Origin of the sequence: Hyphomonas oceanitis SCH89, assembly GCF_000685295.1 — a bacterium.
Classification (GTDB): domain Bacteria; phylum Pseudomonadota; class Alphaproteobacteria; order Caulobacterales; family Hyphomonadaceae; genus Hyphomonas; species Hyphomonas oceanitis.
The window spans coordinates 1-20,652 of the sequence record NZ_ARYL01000001.1 but is presented as its reverse complement, the minus strand read 5'-3'; the positions used below and the strand labels follow the sequence as shown (position 1 = coordinate 20,652).

The 20,652-nt window shown below is 58.4% G+C and carries 19 protein-coding genes; 5 read left to right on the top strand and 14 right to left on the bottom strand.

The window, feature by feature from the left end:
- Position 1: 1 nt before the first annotated feature.
- From trbJ to traG, 7 genes are read right to left on the bottom strand one after another with little or no spacing between them, the layout of a single operon-like run.
- Positions 2 to 727, bottom strand: coding sequence for a P-type conjugative transfer protein TrbJ (gene trbJ / locus HOC_RS00095; RefSeq protein ID WP_051624368.1), 726 nt, complete (start codon positions 725 to 727; stop codon positions 2 to 4).
- The gene (trbE, locus tag HOC_RS00090; RefSeq protein WP_035534540.1) at positions 712 to 3,141 is read right to left on the bottom strand and encodes a conjugal transfer protein TrbE; all 2,430 of its coding nucleotides are present in this window, start codon (positions 3,139 to 3,141) and stop codon (positions 712 to 714) included. The genes trbJ and trbE overlap by 16 nt, the downstream gene beginning before the upstream one ends.
- A complete protein-coding gene (locus HOC_RS00085; RefSeq protein WP_035534538.1) occupies positions 3,135 to 3,407 on the bottom strand; it encodes a VirB3 family type IV secretion system protein in 273 nt (90 codons plus the stop codon). The genes trbE and HOC_RS00085 overlap by 7 nt, the downstream gene beginning before the upstream one ends.
- Complete coding sequence (locus HOC_RS00080; protein WP_035534535.1) at positions 3,407 to 3,718, bottom strand: TrbC/VirB2 family type IV secretion system protein; 312 nt, start codon at positions 3,716 to 3,718, stop codon at positions 3,407 to 3,409. Before HOC_RS00080 ends, HOC_RS00085 begins: the two co-directional genes overlap by 1 nt.
- 5 nt (positions 3,719 to 3,723) lie before the next feature.
- Positions 3,724 to 4,737: a P-type conjugative transfer ATPase TrbB gene (trbB, locus tag HOC_RS00075; RefSeq protein ID WP_051624367.1), complete on the bottom strand. Its 1,014-nt coding sequence runs from the start codon at positions 4,735 to 4,737 to the stop codon at positions 3,724 to 3,726.
- Positions 4,730 to 5,191 carry a hypothetical protein gene (locus HOC_RS00070; RefSeq protein ID WP_035534532.1) on the bottom strand — a complete coding sequence of 154 codons (462 nt, stop codon included), beginning with the start codon at positions 5,189 to 5,191 and terminating at the stop codon, positions 4,730 to 4,732. The genes trbB and HOC_RS00070 overlap by 8 nt, the downstream gene beginning before the upstream one ends.
- The gene (gene traG / locus HOC_RS00065) at positions 5,188 to 7,251 is read right to left on the bottom strand and encodes an IncP-type conjugal transfer protein TraG (RefSeq protein WP_051624366.1); all 2,064 of its coding nucleotides are present in this window, start codon (positions 7,249 to 7,251) and stop codon (positions 5,188 to 5,190) included. The genes HOC_RS00070 and traG overlap by 4 nt, the downstream gene beginning before the upstream one ends.
- A gap of 366 nt (positions 7,252 to 7,617) precedes the next feature.
- On the opposite strand from traG, the gene dndB reads away from it, so the two are divergent.
- The 5 genes from dndB to HOC_RS00040 are packed head-to-tail and all read left to right on the top strand — an operon-like array spanning position 7,618 to position 13,609.
- Positions 7,618 to 8,706, top strand: a complete 1,089-nt coding sequence (dndB, locus tag HOC_RS00060; RefSeq protein WP_035534530.1) for a DNA sulfur modification protein DndB — start codon at positions 7,618 to 7,620, stop codon at positions 8,704 to 8,706.
- Positions 8,706 to 10,142: a DNA phosphorothioation system sulfurtransferase DndC gene (gene dndC / locus HOC_RS00055; RefSeq protein WP_084146046.1), complete on the top strand. Its 1,437-nt coding sequence runs from the start codon at positions 8,706 to 8,708 to the stop codon at positions 10,140 to 10,142. The genes dndB and dndC overlap by 1 nt, the downstream gene beginning before the upstream one ends.
- Positions 10,139 to 12,085: a DNA sulfur modification protein DndD gene (gene dndD / locus HOC_RS00050; protein ID WP_051624365.1), complete on the top strand. Its 1,947-nt coding sequence runs from the start codon at positions 10,139 to 10,141 to the stop codon at positions 12,083 to 12,085. The genes dndC and dndD overlap by 4 nt, the downstream gene beginning before the upstream one ends.
- Positions 11,991 to 12,446 (top strand): DNA sulfur modification protein DndE, encoded by a 456-nt coding sequence (gene dndE, locus HOC_RS00045; RefSeq protein WP_338390439.1) that lies wholly within the window; start codon positions 11,991 to 11,993, stop codon positions 12,444 to 12,446. Before dndD ends, dndE begins: the two co-directional genes overlap by 95 nt.
- Entirely contained in the window at positions 12,446 to 13,609 is a 1,164-nt protein-coding gene (locus HOC_RS00040; protein ID WP_277813031.1) for a cysteine desulfurase family protein, read from the top strand. Before dndE ends, HOC_RS00040 begins: the two co-directional genes overlap by 1 nt.
- Here the strand turns inward: HOC_RS00040 and HOC_RS00035 are convergent.
- From HOC_RS00035 to HOC_RS22885, 7 genes are all read right to left on the bottom strand, one after another.
- Positions 13,592 to 14,083, bottom strand: coding sequence for a hypothetical protein (locus HOC_RS00035; protein ID WP_035534525.1), 492 nt, complete (start codon positions 14,081 to 14,083; stop codon positions 13,592 to 13,594). The genes HOC_RS00040 and HOC_RS00035 overlap by 18 nt on opposite strands.
- Positions 14,080 to 16,032: a coiled-coil domain-containing protein gene (locus HOC_RS00030; RefSeq protein ID WP_035534523.1), complete on the bottom strand. Its 1,953-nt coding sequence runs from the start codon at positions 16,030 to 16,032 to the stop codon at positions 14,080 to 14,082. The genes HOC_RS00035 and HOC_RS00030 overlap by 4 nt, the downstream gene beginning before the upstream one ends.
- Positions 16,022 to 16,204, bottom strand: a complete 183-nt coding sequence (locus tag HOC_RS00025) for a hypothetical protein (protein WP_035534521.1) — start codon at positions 16,202 to 16,204, stop codon at positions 16,022 to 16,024. The genes HOC_RS00030 and HOC_RS00025 overlap by 11 nt, the downstream gene beginning before the upstream one ends.
- A gap of 2 nt (positions 16,205 to 16,206) precedes the next feature.
- Positions 16,207 to 18,126 carry a DEAD/DEAH box helicase family protein gene (locus tag HOC_RS00020; RefSeq protein WP_035534518.1) on the bottom strand — a complete coding sequence of 640 codons (1,920 nt, stop codon included), beginning with the start codon at positions 18,124 to 18,126 and terminating at the stop codon, positions 16,207 to 16,209.
- Positions 18,127 to 18,338: 212 nt separating this feature from the next.
- Complete coding sequence (locus HOC_RS00015) at positions 18,339 to 19,598, bottom strand: DNA phosphorothioation-associated DGQHR protein 1 (protein ID WP_051624363.1); 1,260 nt, start codon at positions 19,596 to 19,598, stop codon at positions 18,339 to 18,341.
- Entirely contained in the window at positions 19,595 to 20,158 is a 564-nt protein-coding gene (locus tag HOC_RS00010) for a hypothetical protein (RefSeq protein WP_035534514.1), read from the bottom strand. The genes HOC_RS00015 and HOC_RS00010 overlap by 4 nt, the downstream gene beginning before the upstream one ends.
- Positions 20,159 to 20,464: 306 nt before the next feature.
- On the bottom strand, positions 20,465 to 20,652 hold a 188-nt coding region (locus HOC_RS22885), incomplete at its 5' end, for a DUF3363 domain-containing protein (protein ID WP_156950320.1).

Genomic DNA, 20,652 nt, shown 5'->3' with positions numbered 1-20,652 from the left:
CCTAGTCCCTCCGATAGGCGACGCCGTCGCCGCGGAAGCGCGCGTGCCGGATACGGGCCTGCGCCTCGATGGCGGCCCGGCGGGATTCTTCGAGCGCGACCATCCGGTACTGCGCCGCCATCAATTGCTGTATCTGCATCTGTTGCTCTACCGAGAGAGCGACCAGCTGGTTACCGGCCTGGGCGACGGAGAGATTGCCGGTTGCGGCCTGGCTCTCAGTGACGAGGTCGGTCAGGGTCTCCCGGGATTCCGCTATTGAGGTCACGATCCCCGACTGGACCTGAATGGAGGCTCGGAATGCATCCCGGCTGATCCGCCACTGGTCTGCGGCCTCAACCACCATTTCCTCATTGGAGAGGTCCTCATAGGAATCCGGGAAGGCCTCTTCATACTGGCGCTCAGACTCTTCGACTTCGTAAGTCACCTCGCCGGCTTCGCGCATCAGCGTGTCGATGCGTTCGAGCACGCGTTTCAGGTGTTCGATTGAGGCATAGTCGAGGCGTTTCAGGTCCTCGGCCTGGTTCACCAGCATCTGAGCCTCATGCTGGAGCTGCTGGATCTGATTATTGATCTGCTCGAGCGTGTTGGTGGCGGTCAGGATGTTCTGCACCAGGTTCGTTGGATCGATCACGACATCACCGACGCCCAGAAGGGCGTTCGCTGGCGGCGCAATCAAGCTAAGCGAGGACACTGACCCAAGAAGAATGGCGATCATTCTGCGGCGCATGGCACGTCTCCTTCTGTCCCGATCAGGTTTGCGGCCCAATGGAGCCCGCGCGCGGCAAGCCAGGCTGGCGCGAACCCGTCCGGGCCTGAAGCAGTAAGAATCTCGGAGATCAGTTTCTGATCGGCTTTCGAGCCTGCGGCGCAGAAGGCGAGCGCCACAGGACCGAGATCGAGATCGAACAGGCGGTTCCCGTCCGGACCTTGGACGTAATAATCCCGCTTCGGTGTGGCCCGCGCGATCAGTTCCACCTGGCGTGCATTGAGTCCAAAGGACGAGTACGTCGCGTGTTGCGACGGTTCCTCGGCACGCGCATTGGCCAGGAAGATGCGGGTCGGTGCGCTCTCGATCAGGCTCGGCGCAATCGAACTTACCGAAATATCCGACAAGCTCTGCGTCGCGAACACGACCGAAACATTTTTCTTGCGCAGAGTCTTCAGCCAGTCGCGCAGGCGGCCCGCAAACATCGGATGATCGAGGAAGAGCCAGGCCTCGTCGAGGATGAGAAGGGTCGGCTTGCCGTCGAACCGCGCTTCGAGCTTCGTGAACAGATGGGTAAGGACTGGCGCGGCGAGCCGTTTGTCCTGCATCAGCGCGTCCATCTCGAAGCAAAGCATGTCGCCGGATGCCAGACTGTCCTCATCGGCATCGAGCAGCGCGCCATAGGGGCCGGCCAGCGTATAGGGTTCCAGCGCTTGACGGAGCTCTGATGACTGCACCAGTGCCACCAGGCCCGTCAGGGTGCGTTGCGCGACAGGCGCCGCGCCAAGGCTCTGAAGGGCCGTCCAGACGGCCTGTTTGACCTCAGGCGTCACAGTGACACTCTCCTGAGCGATCAGGCCGAGCACCCAGGTCTGCGCTTCGGCCAGCCCGGCTTCACTATCCAGTGCCCGCAAGGGCTGGAACGCAAGGTCGCCGTCGAGACCCAGTTCATACCACGTCCCACCGAGCGCGAGCGTCGCGCACCGCGCCGACCCGCCCTTGTCGAAGATGAAAACTTGCGCGTCACCATAGCGCCGGAACTGCAAGGCGAGGAGCGATAGCAACACCGACTTGCCGGCCCCAGTCGGCCCGACCACCATCATGTGGCCGACATCGCCCTGATGGGTGACGAGCCGGAACGGCGTTGAACTGGCCGAGCGCGCCATCAGGAGGGGTGGGCCATCCAGATGCGCATTTCGCTCCGGCCCGGCCCAAAGCGATGACAGAGGCGCCATATGGGCAAGATTGATTGTGTTCAGCAGCGGCTGGCGGACATTCGCATAGGCTTCGCCCGGCAGTGTCCCTAGCCAGGCTTCGACGGCATTGACGGTTTCGGAGACACAGGTGAACCCGCGTCCCCTGATCACTCGCTCAACGGCGCGGATCTGGTCTTCGGCAATCGCGGCATCCGCGTGCCGGACAACAATCGCCGTCGTGCAGTATCCGAAGGCGACATGGCCTGCTCCAAGCGCCTGCAGGGCCTCATCGGCATCGGCGGCCTGGTTGTCGGCGTCCGTGTTGACGAGCGTGGCGGGCTCATTCGTGAGGATTTCGCGCAAATAGGAGGTAAGCGACCGGCGCTTCGCAAACCAGTTGCGGACATAGGCGTTGAGCGTCTTCTCGGCCTCCGGCTTGTCTAGGGCCAAGAACCGCGTCACCCAGCGATAGGCGAAGCCGAGCTGATTTAGGTCCGACAGAAGTCCCGGCTCGCCCGTTGCCGGGAACCCGTTCACGGTGAGGACTTTCAGCGTCTCCTCGCCAAGACGGGGTGACAGCCCGCCCGTCAGCGGCGTATCGACCATGAGCGCATCAAGGCACATCGGCAGCGAGGGTGCCTTCACCGTCTGCCGCGCCACCGAGATACAGGCATGCAGGTAGGTCAGCGTCTCATCATCATCCAGGAACCGCGCCTCCGGCATCAGGTCCGCCATCATGTCGCGCGCCCGGGAGGTTTCAGTGTCGAAATGGGCGAGATGCTCGCTCCAGAACGCCGCTGGGGCATCTGCCGGATCGTCGATGAACAGTTGCTCGATCCGGGCTGTCCGGTCCGCTGGCGGCATCCAGGTCAGCGTGAGGTAGCAGTCCGTCTCGAAGTGGCGGCCCGCTTCCTCGAAGGCCGCGCGGCGTTCTTCGTCGACCAGCCACGCCGCACCATCGCACCAGACACTTTCCGGATAGGTGACGGACGGCCTACGGTCGGCTTCAACATGCAGGGCCCAGCCCGAGCCGAACCGGCTCAGGAGATTGTTCATGCGGGCTGTGACCGCGACCAGTTCTTCCGGCGTCGAGCTTTCAAGGTCGGGGCCGCGATAGAAACACGTCCGCTGCAGGCTGCCATCCTTGTTGAGGATGATGCCCGGAGCGATCAGGCAGGCCCATTTGAGATGATCGGCAAGCGCAGCCGGACGGGCGCGATATTCACGAAGATTCAGCATGCGTAATAGCCCCTTGTCCTTATGTGACGGATCAGCACGTCGGCAAATTGCGGATCGCGCCGGGCGGCGAGCACGCAGATGCCCTGCGCCGCGATCCAGAAGACGAGCCCCACGCCCCAGAGCTGCAGGCCGATGCCAAGTGCGGCCGCCAGCGTGCCATTGACGATGGTCGCCAATCTTGGCGCGCCTGCGAGCAGGATCGGCGCCGTCAGCGAGCGATGGACCGGCACGCTATAGCCAGGGGGCAGGGGGCGTGTTTCAGCCATCAGAGCGTTGCTCCGCCGCCGAACGAGAAGAAAGACAGAAAGAAGGAGGTCGCCGCAAAGGCGATCGAAAGGCCGAACACGATTTGCAACAATTTGCGCATGCCGCCGCCGCTCTCGCCGAAGGCAAGGCCAAGGCCGGTCAGGATGATAACGATGGTCGCAAGGATCTTGGCGACCGGGCCCTCGATGGAGTCGAGGATCGATTGCAGCGGGGCTTCCCAGGGCATGCCGGAGCCAGCCGCATGGGCCGGGAAGGTGAGCGCGACGGCAAATGCCGTCAGGCTCAGGGCTTTGATCAGTTTGTCGTTCATTGGGATTACGCCCTTTCTGGAGCGGTAGAGAGAAGCGGTTCGGAGAAGGGAAGACTCGGCAGGACGAGCTGCAGGTCCGGCTGGACAGGCACGAGGTCGTAGCCGCCGCGTCCGAGCCCGTTCATGCGCGCGACCGTCTCGACGCGGTGCACGCCGGCGCGCCGAGTGATGTGGACGACGCAGTCGATTGTTTCCGCGATGAGATCATGCGGCACCTGGGCCGAGGTCTCGCCGATCAACTGTTCGAGCCGGGAGAGGCCACCCAGCGCGGAGTTTGCATGCAGGGTGGCGATGCCGCCCGGATGGCCGGTATTCCAGGCCTTCAGCATGTCGAGCGCCTCGGCGCCGCGCACTTCACCGATAATGATCCGGTCTGGTCGGAGCCGCAGGGTCGAGCGGACAAGGTCTGCCAGCGTCACCGAACCCGGCTGCGTCCGCAGCTGCACGGCATCGCGCGCAGTCGAGATCAATTCGCGTGTGTCTTCGAGGATGACCAGCCGGTCGCCGGTGCGGGCGATTTCGGCAAGGAGCGCATTGGCGAGTGTCGTCTTGCCCGAGCCCGTGCCGCCGACAACGAGAATGTTGTCGCGGTCCAGCACGGCCTGCCGCAGGGCTTCAGCATGATGGGCGGCCATCGCGCCGGAGGCGACATATTCATCCAAAGCGATCACCCGCCCGGCAGGCTTGCGGATCGAGAAACAAGGCCCCGGCGCCACTGGCGGCAAGACACCTTCGAACCGTTCCCCGCCGATCGGCAGCTCGGCCGAGACGATCGGGGAGGCCGCATCCGTGCGCCGTCCCATATGGCTCGCGACCAGGCGGATGACGCGTTCGGTGTCTGCAGCAGACACCAAACCGGATTCCGTCCGTCCGCTACCATGCCGCTCAATCCAGAGCTTTCCGTCTGGATTGGTCATGATCTCGACAACGGTGGGATCGTCCAGTGCTGCCACGATCTGGTTGCCCAGTGCGGTCACCAGCATGGCGCGGGTCCGTGTCTGGCTTTGTGCGTCACGCATCGGCTCGCACCTCGCTCAAAGCCTCGGGCTCGCGCTCATGACTGGCAGCTTCTGCCGTTACATCCTCGACGGCATTCTGCAGAATGCGCTGGCCGGATCGAAGCGCCTCAGCAACCTGCCGCACGAAGAGATCGAACCGCATGTCGCCTTTGGCCCGAGCCGCCTCGACCTGGTTGGCAGGCACCGGCGGTGTCACCGTCAGGAAATAGTGAACGAAGGTCGCAAGCGTTTCGGCAAGGACAAGATTGTCCCGCTCGATCCGCCCGAACTGGCGGGTCAGCCGGTCCAGCCGACGATTTATAGCGGCTTCACGCTGATTGTCGGCTTCGCCCGCCCTGTAGGCTGTCAGCGCCCGGTCAACGATCACGCTTTCAGACAGGCCCGGGCGTTTCGCCATGGCCTTGAGCGAGTGATAATTCTCGGGCGATATATAGGGCTGGATCCGGGGTTTCATTGGCCGTTCCCCGTCAGGTCAATGCCGGTCGCCTGTTCGAGACTGTCGGCTTGCACCAGCGCATCAAAGAGACTTGCCTGCAGGGGGTTGCGCACCTTGCGCCGCGCCGTGCCTGGCTTCGAGGGGCCTGCAAGCCGCGCGCGATCCTCGGCCGCATCCCGTGCCTTCTGAGGCCCAAGGCCCTCGACTTCAGGCTCGAGCTCGGCGGCCTGCATCAGGCCTTCATGGATCGACCGGACTTCGCGGCCCCAATCATCCGCCCGGGCGCCCCGAACGGTGGCCGCGAAGTCCGGCGCTTCCTTTAGACGTTCTGTGAAGTTCTGGTCTTCATAGTAGCGGAGCTTCATCGCCCGTACCGGCGGGGAGCCTGCGACAAGGACAAGCTCCTGATCCGCAGGAAGCTGCATGACTTCGCCGGGGGTCAGCAATTGGCGGGCGGTTTCCTGGCGTGAGACCATCTTGTGCGAGAGCCAGGGCGCCAGCCTGTGACCGGCATAATTCTTCATCGCCCTCTGTTCGGTCTTGGTGCCTAGCGCATCGGAAATCCGCTTGGCCGTGCGTTCGTCATTGGTCGCGAACGCCACCCGCACGTGACAATTGTCTAGGATCGCATTCGAGGGGCCATAGGCCTTTTCGATCTGGTTGAGCGATTGCGCGATCAGGAAGGCTTTGAGACCATAGCCTGCCATATAGGCCAAAGCGCTTTCAAAGAAGTCGAGCCGGCCGAGGGCAGGGAACTCGTCCAGCATGAACAGGACCCGCCGGCGGGATTTTGGTTCGGCTAGAGCAAGCTCAGGCGAGACGAGCCCGCATGCCCCGAGCATATTCGCGATAAGCGACTTGCCACGCGCCAAGACCGACGGGCGCACTTCGAGATGTTCGGTCAGGCGCCGGCCGACCTGGTTCAGGATAAGGCGCATCAGCGGTTTTGTGCGGGACAAATCGGAGGGCGGCACGACCAGGTAGAGCGACAGCGGCCGGTCACCGGACACAAGGTCCTCGATCCGGAAATCGCTCCGCGAGGTCACTTCCGCGATCACCGGGTCACGATAGAGCGACAGGAACCGCAGCGCTGTCGAAAGCACGCCCGAAAGCTCATTCTCCGACTGGTTCATCAGTTCGCGGGCTGTCTCGGCGACTACGGGATGAACCTTAGGCGTATCGCTCGTGCCGAGGTGATTGGTCCGGAGCATGATCGACAGCGTCGTGCGGAATGTCCGGTCGGGATCTGCGAGGAAACTCGACACCCGTGCGAGCGTCTTATCCCGCTCGGCATAGAGGACGTGCAGGATCACCCCGACGAGAAGCGAGTTGGCCTTGTCGACCCAGTGTCCGAGATCACCGAGCTTACCCTGCGGGTCCACGAGAATGTCCGCAATGTTCTGGACATCGCGTACTTCGCAATGGCCCTTACGTACTTCCATCAGAGGATTGAAATGGGCTGACGCAATGTCCGTTGGATCGAACCGCAAACAATGCGAGAACTCCGAGCGCCAGCCGGATGTCAGCTGCCAGTTCTCGCCCTTGATGTCGTGCACCAGAACCGAATGCGGCCAGGAGAGCAGGGTGGGCACGACAAGGCCAACACCCTTGCCTGAGCGGGTCGGCGCAAAGGCCATGACATGATCAGGCCCATCGTGGCGGAGGTAAGAGCCCTCAGCCTGGCCGAGAAACACACCAGCAGGCTTCAACAATCCGGACTTGCGCAGATCCTTGCCTTCCGCCCAGCGTGCAGACCCGAAGGTCGAGACCCGCTTATCCCACCGTGCCCGAAGGATCGAGCCTGTCACCGCAATCACAATGGCCGCAACGCCGCCTGATCCGGCAATCAGCCCGCCCCGGTCAAACACATCCGGTGCATAGGCGTCGAAGGAATACCACCAGCCGAAGAAGGCCCAGGGTACGTACACCGGCATGTCAAGGATGACGAAGAGCGGCTCGCCCAGCCGCGGCGACCAGCCAAGCGACCAGGCCGTCCACTCCGTCGCGCACCAGAGTGCCAGAAGGACAATGAGCAAGACGAGGAGGATCTGCCAGAAGAGGTTCGTGCCATGTTTCATGACATTGAACCTGACTAATCAGCCGCTTAGTCTCCAGAGAGGAAATTGGGGGAAATCTGTGGGGTATTCTGAAGGATCCGGAACCAAAGGGCAGTGTAATTGAAGTTCCGGGAAGAATAGGTTGGGTCAGGTAAGTCCAGGAAGTGGACATAAGAGATACATCTTCGACGCTATCTGCCCTTTCGCACCTTTTCGGGTGCCCCAGCGCCGCCCCGGCAGGCCCCTCAAAAGCCATGCGGTGCGGGTCTCGGTCTCGCTTGGCTGCTGCAAAGCACCTGAAGTGCCGCCGAAAGCGACCTGAGGTTGCGTGAAATAGGTTGACTTCCAAATCGACTTCCACGAACTTCCAATTGTCAGGGGAAGTTCATGTCCAACTACTATTCTTTTTCCGCGATTCGGGGGGTTCAGGCAGGCCACCCGTATTTCACAGTGATGATCCCGCTCGGGCAAGTGCCGCGAATCTTCAGTTTCGATGATGCGACCCTGCCTCCAGATCTTCGCGCTCAACGCGTCTTATCGAAGGCTCGCGTCCCGCAAATCGCGGAGTATCTCGCTTCGAATTGGGATGACTACATCCTGTCGTCTCTGTGTGCTTCAGTCGATGGAGATCTGGAATTCAAGCCCGCATCCGATGAGATGTCGCTAAGGAACGTTGGTATTCTCACGGTGCCCATGAATGCACACATTCTGCTGAATGATGGCCAACATCGGCGTGCAGCGATCGAAGAGGCATTGAAAACACGACCTGAGCTGGAGAATGAGTCCATCTCTGTCGTGATTTTTGCCGATCGCGGTCTTACTCGAAGCCAGCAAATGTTTGCTGATCTGAACAAGAATGCGGTACGCCCCTCCGGCTCTCTCAATGTATTGTTCGATCATAGAAATCCGCTGTCACAGCTTTCAAACCAATTATTGAGCGAGGTTGATTTTTTTCAGCGGTTCACGGATCTGGAACGAAGCTCGATCCCCAATCGAGCGACCGCGCTTTATACATTGTCGAGCCTGAAGAGAGCCAACGAATGGCTTGCGGGAAAAGACGCAGACCGTTTCGGAGATAAAACAAAGGAATTGGTGATTGCCTACTGGCGCGCTGTTTACGACGTGCTGCCTGAGTGGCAGCGTCTGGACGCGGGCACAATGAAATCTTCCGACTTGCGCCAGAATACCGTACTCGCTCATGGCGTGTTGTTGCAGTCACTCGGTGTTCTGGGGGGGCGGCTTCTAAGCGAACAGCAAAAGACCTGGCGAACGCACGTCGCGAAACTGAAAACCGTAAGCTGGTCGCGGCGCAACGCCTCTCTTTGGGAAGGGCGTGTGATGAATGGCGCACGCATGAATGGCCAGAAGCGCGCAGTCTTTCTTGGTGCAAATGTTCTTTGCAAAGCCGTCGGTCTGGAGCTCGATGACCGGGGTCGGCATGCCGAAGAATCGCTCGAAGACATGGAGACCGCCTGATGGCTACGTTGTTCGATTCCATTGATACTGGTCCCGAAGATGACGGGCGTACGATCGAGGGTATTCTGGAGGAAATACGCACGATCTATGCGAGTGATGATCGGCCATGGGTTATCGGCTACAGCGGCGGCAAGGATTCAACCTGTGCCTTGCAGATGATCTGGAACGCCGTCGCGAAACTTCCAAAGACGAAGAGAAAAAAGCCCATCTATGTTCTAAGCTCTGATACGCTGGTCGAAACGCCGGTCATCGTTGAGTATATCAATCAGGCCATCGACAGCATTAATAAGGCGGCCGCGGACCAGGGTTTGCCGATCGAAGCGCGCAAAGTCGTGCCCGATATATCTGACAGCTTTTGGGTCAATCTGCTGGGAAAGGGCTACCCGGCACCGTCTCGCAGGTTCCGGTGGTGTACTGAGCGGCTCAAGATTGATCCGGCAAATGCATTCATCAAGGAGAAGGTCGCCGAGTTTGGCGAGGTGATCATGGTGCTGGGCGTGCGCCGGGCCGAGAGCGCAACCCGCGCTCAGGTGATGTCGCTTCACCGGATCAAGAACAGCGCGCTCTCTCGACATTCGTCTCTCGTGGGTGCGTTTGTCTACACGCCGATTGAAGCGTTCAGCACGGACGATGTCTGGAACTATCTGTTGCAGAACGAGAATCCGTGGGGCGGCGATAATCGCCAATTGCTTGCGATGTACCGCAATGCTCAGGCAGGGGAATGCCCGCTGGTCGTCGACAAGAATACTGAAAGCTGTGGCAATTCGCGATTTGGTTGCTGGGTTTGCACCGTCGTCACCAAGGACAAGGCGATGGAGGCCATGATCGACAATGGCGAAACATGGCTTGAGCCCCTTCTCGACCTGCGGGACGAACTTGCGGCGACACAGGATCCGGAGCAGAAGTCGAAGTACAGGGATTATCGCCGTCGCGATGGCCGCGTCATGTTCAAGTCGGACAGTACAGACGTCATTCCGGGGCCGTACCGGATGTCCTACCGCAAGGAATTTTTGAAGAAGCTTCTGGAAGCACAGGTCGAGGTCAACAGGAACGCACCGCCCGGAGAAAAGACCGTCCTGATTCACGATGCCGAACTCATGGAAATTCGCAGGCTATGGCGAAGCGAGGCCGGCGAGTGGGAGGATTTTGTTGCAACGAATGTATCTGAGATCCTGGGGCGCGCCCTGCCGGTCGAAGATGATGACGGCTACAGGTTCGATGGCAGCGACGGGGAAATTCTGGAAGAGGTATGTGCGGAATATGACGTGCCTCCCGAACTCCTTGCCCAACTCCTGGAGGTCGAACGGTCAGTGCGCGGGTTGAAGCGCCGGTCATCAGTGCATCAGCGGATTGGTGCAGTGATGGAACGTGAATGGCGTGACCAAGAAGAAGCCGTGGCTGCGCATGCGGCCCGCAAAAGCAGGGACGCGTCATGATCCTTGAAAAACTCGCGCTCACAAATTTCGGACTCTATGGCGGCGATAATCAATTCGACCTCGCGCCGGGGCGTAATGGAGACAAGCCGGTCATTCTCGTGCGCGGCCACAATGGTGGCGGAAAGACGACGTTTCTGGAGGCGGTCCGTCTGGCATTGTATGGCAAGCGCGCTCTTGGCGTTCGGGTCGCTCGCTCCGATTACGAGGCTTACCTGTTGAGGCGGATTTACGCGTTAGCGCCGGAACGGTCGGCCTCAGTCAGGCTGGAGTTTTCCCGGGCGGAGGAAGGCCGCCTTGTGCAGTACTGTGTAACGCGCTCGTGGGCCGCGCGCGGTGCGTCTGTCATCGAGTCGATGGAGCTCTTGCGCGGCGGTGAGCTGGTCGATGATATGCCTTCAGAGGACTGGGATCACTATCTAGAAGACATGATCCCATCGGGAATATCCCAGCTCTTCTTCTTTGATGGTGAGAAAATTCAGGACATAGCAGATGGTGCGTCTACAGACGGACTACGCGATGCGGTCCGGTCCCTTCTGGGGCTAGATCTGATCGATCAATTGCGAAGCGATCTGGCGCTCTACACGGCGCGAAGGAACCCGTCGGCCACCGGTCCAGACGTGGCTGCAATTGAACGGGACCTTCGGGAAGCAAGAGAAGAACTTGCCATTCTCGAAGAGAACGCGGCTCAGGACCGTGCCAATCGCGACCGGGCGGAGCGGCGCATTCTCAAAGCGCAACGGGCCTTTGATGCGGAGGGTGGTACAGTCGCGTTGGACCGTTCGGGGCTCAAGCAAACCATCAAGGAAGTCGAAAAGCGGATTGACTGGTTGCGGGGTGATCTTCGCCGCCTGGCTGAAAGCCCGCTGCCACTGGGGCTTGCGCCAAAATTGCTGCTTCGCCTGGCGGAGCGCGCGGCAGCCGGAGGCGCAGGCATCAACAAGGACGCGATTGTTGCGTTCCTCGATGCATTCGAAACGATGCAGGCTGGTAAGGCGAGTAAGCGCCCGAGTTGGACGAAGGGCCATTTCGATGCACTTCGCCAGTACCTTGACAAGGAAGAAGAAGGCTTGCCTGAATCCGAGCTGGATGCCGATCCGGTGTGGATTATCAGTCGGATCGAGTGCATCGATGATGACTTGCGGGCGCAGGCTGCGAAGCTAGCTGGCGAGCTGGATACGGCGCTGAAGCGGCAAAGCCGCCTCAAGAAACAGCTTCGCAATTTCGATGAGTCGGCGGCCAATGAAACGCTTGAGGTGCTACGCGCCGCCGAATATGATCGTGGCCGGGCCGAGGCGCAACTTGCTGAACGGGAAAAGGCGACCGCGACCTTGCGCAACCGTATCGGTCAGCTCGAAAAGGAGCGATCACGGGCGATTGATGTTGAATTCGATGCAACGCTTGCCAGTCATAAAGTTGATCTTGGCGAAAGGGCGAGGGCCGCGCTTGCCGCATATGAGAAACGTGTTCTTGGCCGCCGTATTGAGCAGCTCTCAACGCACTTCGTCGACTGCTTCAATGGCCTGATCCGAAAGAAACGCCTGCTTGAGAACGTGACGGTCGATCCGCACACATTTGAAATTGCCCTTGTCGGGGAAGACGGTGTCGAAATCCCGAAGGAGGCCCTGTCGGCGGGTGAGCGCCAGATCTTTGCGATTTCGATGCTTTGGGCGCTTGGACAGACGTCCGGACGGGATTTGCCGATGATCATTGATACGCCGCTTTCAAGGCTGGACCGCGCGCACCGGCGCGCGTTGATCAAGGACTATGTTCCAAATGCGAGTCGGCAGGTCATCCTGCTTTGTACGGATTCAGAACTGACGTCCGATCTCGATAAGCTCGTGTCACCTTATGTCGCGCGCCGCTACGAGATCGGTGTCGGCCAGGGCAATAGATGGACCGAAGTTGTCGAGCAAGCGCCGGAGGCGGCTTATGCACATCAGTAAGTTCAAGGTTTCTTTAGAAGCGACGGGTCGGCTGCGCGTTTTGCGCCAGAGAGCGGGTCTGACGCCTAATCTGTTATGCCGTATGGCGATGTCCACATCGTTTGAGATGGGCAAGGTTGGACCGGCCCCGGATGTTGAAGAGGGGCAGGAGTTCAATGCCTATACGCTCTTTGGGGGCGACCAGCCGATCTACACAACACTGTTGAGAATGGTGGAAACAGAAGACGGGGAAGACGTGAGCGACCGCGAGCTGATCCGCCGTCTTCGCGCCCATATCGACCGGGGACTCACAGCCCTGTCAGTCCGCGTGAAATCACCGGGAGATGCTGCGCGCCTGCTGGCCGTCGGGCATGAGGGCTGATGTCCCCAGTCTACTTGGACAACAATGCTTCCACACAAATGGACCCGGCAGTCATCGATGTGATGACTGCCGCGATGCGGCAATTCCATGCCAATCCGTCAAGCAGCGAGCACGTAGCAGGCGCGGCGGCCATGCAAGCTGTCGAGGAGGCGCGTGGTGTAATCGCCGCCGGGATTGGTGCGCGGCCACCTGAAATCACCTTCTGCGCCGGATCCACTGAAGCGAACAATCTCGCCCTCCTCGGAGCATTTCCAAGCCTCAAGAAACTTGGCAGGCCGAAGATCATCACCTCGGCGATTGAGCACCCATCTGTCCTGGCGCCGCTGAATTGGCTTCAGTCAAATTGCGGGGCGTCCGTGGTGCGAATTCCTGTTGGTGAAAGCGGCCGCGTTACAGCCGAAGCCATTGGCGACGAGATCACCGAGACGACCGGACTTGTATCAGTGATGGCGGCGAACAATGAAACGGGGATTGTCCAACCAATCGAAGAGATCGCGGAGCTTTGTGCTGAGCGCGGCGTTCTGTTCCACACCGACTATTCGCAGGCAACGGCCTATCGATCACTGAATGTCCAAACTTCAAATATCCACATGGCAAGTTTCTCGGGGCACAAAATGTTTGGCCCGAAGGGGATCGGGGTTCTGTACCGCCGGCTCCGCAAGCCACAAGTCGAGCTTACCCCGGTGATCCACGGTGGAGGCCAGGAACGCGGCTTGCGTTCAGGCACATTGAACACGCCGGCGATCGTCGCACTTGCAAAAGCCTTCGACCTCGCCGCCAGACAACGATCAAAGGATTGTGTCGCCATCGCGAAACGCCGGGAGCGTCTTGTGGCGGGTCTGTCAGGCATTGATGGCGTTCGAACCAATGGCGATCAGGAACATGTACTGCCCAATACGGTGTCCTTCTCGGCGGAAGGCGTAGAACCTCTGGCGCTGATGCGGCAACTCTGCAATGATGTAGTCTTCTCCGCGTCCAGCGCATGTTCGACGGACCGGGTAGAGCCGTCACATGTTCTAGTTGCAATGTTCGGAGAGTCACCACGCACTCGGGCGGCATTCCGGCTTGGTTTGGGTCGGTTCACGACAGACCAGAACATCGAACTGGCGATTACAGCGTTCACCCAAGGTATCGGGAAGCTGAGATCAGGCCGGCTGGGATGAACCGAGACCGGCCGGCCTCCAGAATATCTCCGCATATGTTACGAGAAATGTTTCGATCGCACGAGGCGGACCCATCTTCTCACGTAGAAGTTCGAAGCCTTTGGCGGCATATTTGTTCATTAGATCGACACCCTGGTCGCTAAGACCAAGGGGAGATTGCGGGTCAAGCAGGCGGACCGTTTCGGCTTCGATGAGATCACGGTTGTCGGGGTCGAGCTGGCGCCTTCGGATTTCCGCTTCGACTAGTAGGCCCAAAAGATAGGTGTCGTGATCGGAATAGGCGTCCGGAAATTTTGCGCCGGCTGCGAGGAAGGATGCCCGGTATTTTGGATCGGGCGCAATCTGAGCCGCCCTCAGGCCAATCATGAGGCAGGCATAGTATTTGTCGATCTCCAGAAATGACACGCCCTTGATCGTGGATTGATCTATCCGCGCGAAAAAGGCGGACATGTCCTCGGTCATGCGGAGGCTCATATTGCATCTCCCGACGAGGTCTGTTCTTTGAATGCGTCGAGTCCGTACAGGCAGCCGACGCCGCCGTCCGGGCGTTTTTCAAGCGTGACAAACTGTGTGTCTGGCCGTTGATAAAAGGTCTCGGCAAATGCGGCGCGTTCGCTCGAAATTACGAAAAGCACCATCTGATTGAAGAGATTAGGAATGATCCGGCTCACTTCCCGCCTTACGTCGAGATCGAGTGAAACGGCAGGGCTATCGACGACGAAGGGCAGGTCGAAAGGGGCCTTCGACAAAAGCGACGTCAGAAAGGCGTAGGCGACAGACAGGCTCTGACCTTCGCTGACATTGTCGCGCCGTTCGACTTTGTCCGACGTCAGTTCCAGCGCCCCGTCAATTCGCGCGACACGGAGTTCTTCCATCCGGACTAGCTTTTCGAGGCGTTTGTTCGTTTCAATCCGGATGAGTTCACGCAACGTCTCAAGGGATTGCTGCTCGATCCTTTGAAGTTGCGACAAAAGCATATCGCGTTGCTGGCTCAACTTGAAGGAGTCAGAAACTTCCCTGAGCGTTATCTCGCATGCGTCCCGCTTCGACCGGGCAAGAGGAACATTGTTCGTGTCGTCGCATCTCAGGGCAGCCTGCTTTGCCGCGTCGCTAACAGACAGCTTCTCAATTTCTTGCGAGAGAGACGCAATTCTTTCTTCAAGAACGCCTGCACGCCTCCTGAGGTCTGCCAGGTCCTTGTCGCCGCGTTCCTCTGCCTCCAGCTCCAGACGGGCCCGCTTCTTCTGATTGATGTTCTGGTCTTCGAGTTTTTCCTGAAGTGTGAGGGAGGCGGTAACATAATCGGTTTCAGCGTCTCCGCTCCGATTGAGGCGGGTCTTCATAGTCGCAATGGCATTGATCTGATCATGTGCGAGGTAGCGGTCCCGGTTCTTCTCCAAGGCGAGCCGCTCCGCCTCCCCAATCGTCCGCCCGCAAATGCACTCGCCTCCTTTGGCGATTTCAGCGAAGAATTCGGATGCAGGGCTCTTGGGAAGACGAGCGTCGGTTAGCACCTTGCCCAACCGCGTCAGATTGGCCCTGACGGAGGACGAAAGTGTTGCCGGGTTGCGGAAAGCAAGAAGCGCTTCGCGCGCCGACGCCTGAATATCGGTTTTCAGGCCATCGGCTTGTGCATCCAGCACGACACGTTGCTCCTCAAGATCCTTGTTCTGGGCGACGTGTTCGTCGATCTCCTTGCGGATCTTGGAATGCTCGGAATCCAGTGTATCCTTATTTGCCGATTTGCTCTGCAGCTGCGTTTCCAACCGCTTGAGCATCTCCTCCGCCGCTTCGAGAGCCCGCCGCGCTTGTGTTACGCCTTTTTGAGTTCGGCCTGTCGTGTTTCGCGTCTGGTCCTGCTTTGTTTTGACGAATTCGCTGACGCGCTGTCGGAGGTTCGAGATTTCATCCAGCTGGTAAAGCGTGCGGATCGCCTGGTCTGCGGCGCGTTTGTTGGTTTGCCGTATGTCACGGGCGAGTTCGCCGTCAAAAACAAAAAGCTTGATGAAGTCGGGCTTCAGAAGATGCTGGAGTTCGTCGGGCAGGACGCGGCCAGGTTCCCGACCGCCACTGCGCATAGCTGGCCGCAAGGTTGAATAAGTGCAGCTGCCGTTTGCGAAATCAAAATCCGCCGTCAGCCTGTGCTCTACAGCGGGTTCGCCAAGTGCCATTTCAACAAGAAGCCCGAGCTCGAATTTGCCTTCAGTCACCTCATCATTGGCACGGAAGGCTCGAACCTGGCTAGCATTGAGCGCCTCTTCGCCGAGTACAGCGCGGATCAAAGCCATTGTGGTCGTCTTGCCAGTGCCGTTGGGCATCTGAATGAGCGACCAGCGCTTAGGAGGTGTGCCAAGCGTAACTTCTTCGGTGCCAGCGCCGATGCGCAAATTTTCATAGCGCCAATCGCTGATCCTAATCTTCATGTCCGGCCTCGTCTGTCGGGATCAGGCGCAAAACGTCTTCGATGTCAGACTTGTCGAGGTTGTTCCGCATGGCATTCGCGATCAGCGCGCCAAGCCGTGCTTCGTAGTCGGACGGCATTCGGTCTTCCCTGCAGATGTCCCTGACGGCAGCTTCCACGGCTTCATGCGTCATTCTCAGTCCTCCTTATCGGATTGGCGTCTGACCGCGGCGAGTTCCTGGAACCAGGTCCGGCGGGCTTCGTCGGTGGAAAGGGGGCCCGGCGGAGTGGACGTATCATCGGGATCATCTACCTTGATGAAATCCACAACCGTTGCTCGCTTGTCGGGATTTCCCGGGTCGTTACGCAGGCAGCGCCCGACCCGCTGCACGGTTTCGATGGGAGCTTTAGCGGTCGCAAACAGAACGATATTACTTACCGACTGGATGTCGATCCCTTCAGAGATCCGCTTACAGGCGATCAAGCAGTCGAGTTTGCCGTCCGCGAATTTTTTGAGGTTATCGCGGTCGTCATCCCCGTAGTAGGTGTGATACTCGATCCGGAGCCCCGTCAGGGCATCCTGAACGTCTTTTCCAAAATCTGCCTGTTCAACGAAAATAATGCATCGATTCAGGATATCAGGGTTCCTGTCCAGATAGTCCCGGAACAGTGGAATCTTGGCGCGCGATAGTTTCTTGACCTTTGCCAGATCCATGTAGAGCTGTTTGCGATCTGTCTGGCCCTCGCGTTCCCGCGCGCTCTGTTTTGCCCATGCGGCTTGCAGAGCGGCACGGTCGTCTGCGGTCAGTTGGTACTCGATGGGATGGTAGTCGAGTTCACAGAGGATGCCGCGCCGGATAGCCTCATGAATCTCGAACCGGAAGATGACCGGGCCGATCTCGTTTTCTATAAATTCGTTGCCGTCCTCGTCATACTCACGGGTTGGTGTCGCGCTCAGACCCAGTCGGTACGGGAAGGGGCGTATCTTTCCTTCAAGTGAAGCGACCAGTCCGGCTTCGCCGAAGCCATGGACCTCATCGCAAATGATCAGTGATCGGGCTAGTTTTTCGGGGGAGAGCCGCGGAATCACATCGATGAGATTTCGCCGGTTAATCAGGAGGCAGGCGGGCCGGCGTGCGATGCAGAAATTATCGGCTTCCTGATGCCCGTCATAATTTCTGAATACGAGCCCATCATGGGCGATGAGCTGCCTGTGCCATTGATCCAGGAGGTCTGTACCATAGGCTGCGATGATCGTTGAAGAGACCAAATCACGCTCACGCAGTTCTGCGTCGATCTTGAGCGCCGTTCGGGTTTTGCCAGTCCCCGTCGCCATGGCCAGAACACCCGCTCGTGCTTTGAGGAATGCACTCAGTGCCTCGTCCTGGTGGCGCCACATGCTAGGTGTGGCCGTGCCTCCTCGCCTCGGGAGTTGGTATGGTCGGCTGCTCTGTTTCGTAAATCGGACGAGGCGTTTCCGGATGGCGTCTGGCAGTTCATAGCACCGAACATTTGGATCATGCTTGTCCCAGAGGCGACGAAAGGTATTCGCAATGGATTGCGCGTGGGCGGCATCCCGATCCTTTGTCCAGCCGAGGTGAATATGCAGCTTTTCGAAGTTCTGGATGCCGCCAACCGTCTCATTTGGCGAGCCATTGAAGGCAATGAAGTCACCTGCTTCATCTTCGAAGACACCAATCTTGATGTGGAAATCGCCGGTGAGCTTGGCGGTTGGGACTGCAATCCGCATGTCCAACAAACCGTCTGCGATCATCCAGGCAAGAAAGGTCAGTGGCCGGGACTTCGCAGCGGTTTCCAACTCATCAAGGGTTGCATTGAGGGCGGTGAGGATCGTGGGGTTCGACTTTGCATCTTCGCCCTGCTTTACTGCGCTCCAGTCTTCCGCGGAAAGATGTGGGCTCGTGATGAGCCGCATTTTCCCACCATTCTCCGCTAGGGCAGCCAGTCCCTCTGCGGCAAGAGACAGCCAGCCAGAGGTGAAGTAGCCAACACCTCGGTCGTAGCGCTGTGCTGCCCGCAAGGCCGGCAGATAGAGCTGGCCGATGACGTCATTCTCGGATGTGTCGAGCGATTCGGGAAATTGGGTGCCGCGCAACCTTCTTGCGCCCCCAATTCATCTGATTGCTTCAAATCGCTATTTCCGGTCGTCATGATCGGTAGGGTTGCCGGGAATCGGTCATTGCGGCAATCGTCATACCGAGAGTTGTTTGGTCTGGCATTCCTAATTTCCAGCGACGGGTTGCGGGCATCTTAGTTTCCCTCCAACAGCCAATGTGGCGACAAGAGTTCAATCTATGCTTGGAGAGGCTACTCCCTTGCCTTAGCGATGAGGGCATTGATCTCCTCCACCTTTTCCTCGTTCATATTGGTTTCAAGGCCAATTACCGTGAACAAGACATTCTTCATCAGCGTTCTGCCTTGACCGGACGCTTCTTGGAATTCAGGGATCGAAAAATTCATGTCGCCCAATGATTCAAGACGCCGAGTGAACCATTCTTCCGAGAAGTTCTTTTCCTCGAGTGCGCTTGCCGCCAAGATCCTCAATGTGTCGAACAGGGCGTGAATGCCGACAGTCTTGGTTAGATAGCTGTCCGGGGCCTGGTCGCTACCGCATATTCTGAAAACCGCATTGAAAAAGTTACGGACCGCACTCAAAACGACCTTATCGTTCACATCGAGATATAGCTGCCGAAGCGGCGCCTTGTCCTTCCGCCCTTCCGACTTCAGATGCTCTCGCGCTCGCTGTTTGCCCGTCCGCAAAGCATCTGCGTCTCGCTTTGGAGAGGTCGTCAGAAGGCGCGTAATGCCGTCAACAATCGTGGCTGTGGAAACCATCCATCGGCCTTCCCGTCGCGCTTCTGCGCGAGACAGGGAAAAATCATTCTCGGCGGCGACCCGTATTCTTCCTTCAAAGGGACTGCCTGGATCAGTGTTTAGTTTGCGTGCAAGAAACACGGCAAGCTTTTCAGGTGACCATTCTTCAGCTGGCTCATCATCGATGTTGTAGCCGAACAGTTCATAAGTCTGGCTCCGGTCGACGGGCTTCTGGGTGGAGTTGATCGTTGCGAAAAGATAGGCCTGATATGGTTTCGGGAGATCGATAAAGACCGAACAGAGCACAGGCATGTCCAATCGGTCCGACGGCGCTTCGGTGAAACCGAACAGCCGATGCTGGCCGTCAATGACAGGGGCAAGGCGGTCGCTTGTGGGGATTACTAGCCGGAGACAATCATCATCGTCCATTTCTTCAATATGCCAACGGCGGCTCTCGTCCTCGACTATCAATCCATCATCAAGAGAGTAATTTGCTGCGAGAATGATCGAATTCGGAAAGGCAGCTTCTGTTGTGCCGATATAGCGGCCTATCTCTTTAAGCCGGTTTTCCCGCAACTCCCGCTGCGAGCCTCGTAGCTTGTATGTATCGCCCTCCTGAACGGCCGTTAGCCGATCAGTATAGGTAATATCGAGCAGCATCCTCGCAGGAATGGCCACCGCATAGAAAATGCCCAATGGCTGTTCGATACGAATTGCGTGCGTCGAGAACCATGGTTCAGGTTTGGCGTTCATACCACAAACTCCCCGAGATCACCGGCAGCTTCTTCATCAGTGGAGCCACCGAGCGACACGTCGGCGTTTGGTTGATCGAACTTTCCGTCTTCCCAGTTTGCAATCCACCAGATGACCACGGCTAAGGTGGTACTCACCAGCAGGAGGGTTCGATCAAACGCAAAGTCTTGAGAATTCAAGTACGCGCAGAGAACAGCACTTGAGAAAAACATGAGGAGCATAAGCACGGCGAAAGAACGCAGATGCTTGTTTGTGTCTTCGGTAATCAGCAGCTGAACGCAAGAAACTGACCCAACTGCAGCAAAAAATGTGAGAATCGATTGATATACATTTGGCGATGCGAGCAGTGGCGTGGGCCCAAACTCAGCATTGGGAGCCGAAAACGTCTGTGCCATTGCGACCCAAATGCCTATCGCGCCCATCCCCATCGAAACCAGAAAGAAGCTGACATAGGTCGGATTACCAAATGGTGTTGCAAATCGCCGCCACAGCGTTGTCCCAAGTTGGTGCCAATCTGATGGTCGCGCCTCACCAACCTGTTTTTTGCGTTTCCTCGGCATTTGGTCTCTCACCCGGTTCTTGCTGAAAAATTGCGAATCTTTGCTACCACAACGATGGTATCTAATAGAATGCATATCTCTCTTAGCAAACAGTCGAGTGAGAAGAGTGTATGTGATACGAAGTTATCGCTTGTGGCGTTCTTTTGAGTGCTGGCCAAGGGATCTTTGCATGGTTCAGACAATGTGAGTGTTCGAAAGGGGGGGCAAACCTGGGCGATCCTCTTGTCTAAGCGAACGAATACTCAGGGGGGCAACACATGTGTTTGGAGTGGCAGCTTAGAGAATCTCAGGTCGCTTTTCGTGGAATCAATCCGCGATTCCAATCCCACGTCCCAACGCCCACGAAACCCTACCCCCTCGGACAACACCCGACACCGCCATCCCGCGCCGCTGCTCCAGTACCTGCCGCCAGGGCACAATCGTAAAATCCCGCTGCCGCTCAATCACCGCAAACTTCCCGCTCACCGTAACCGTCCGGTCTGCCCGCCCTTGTG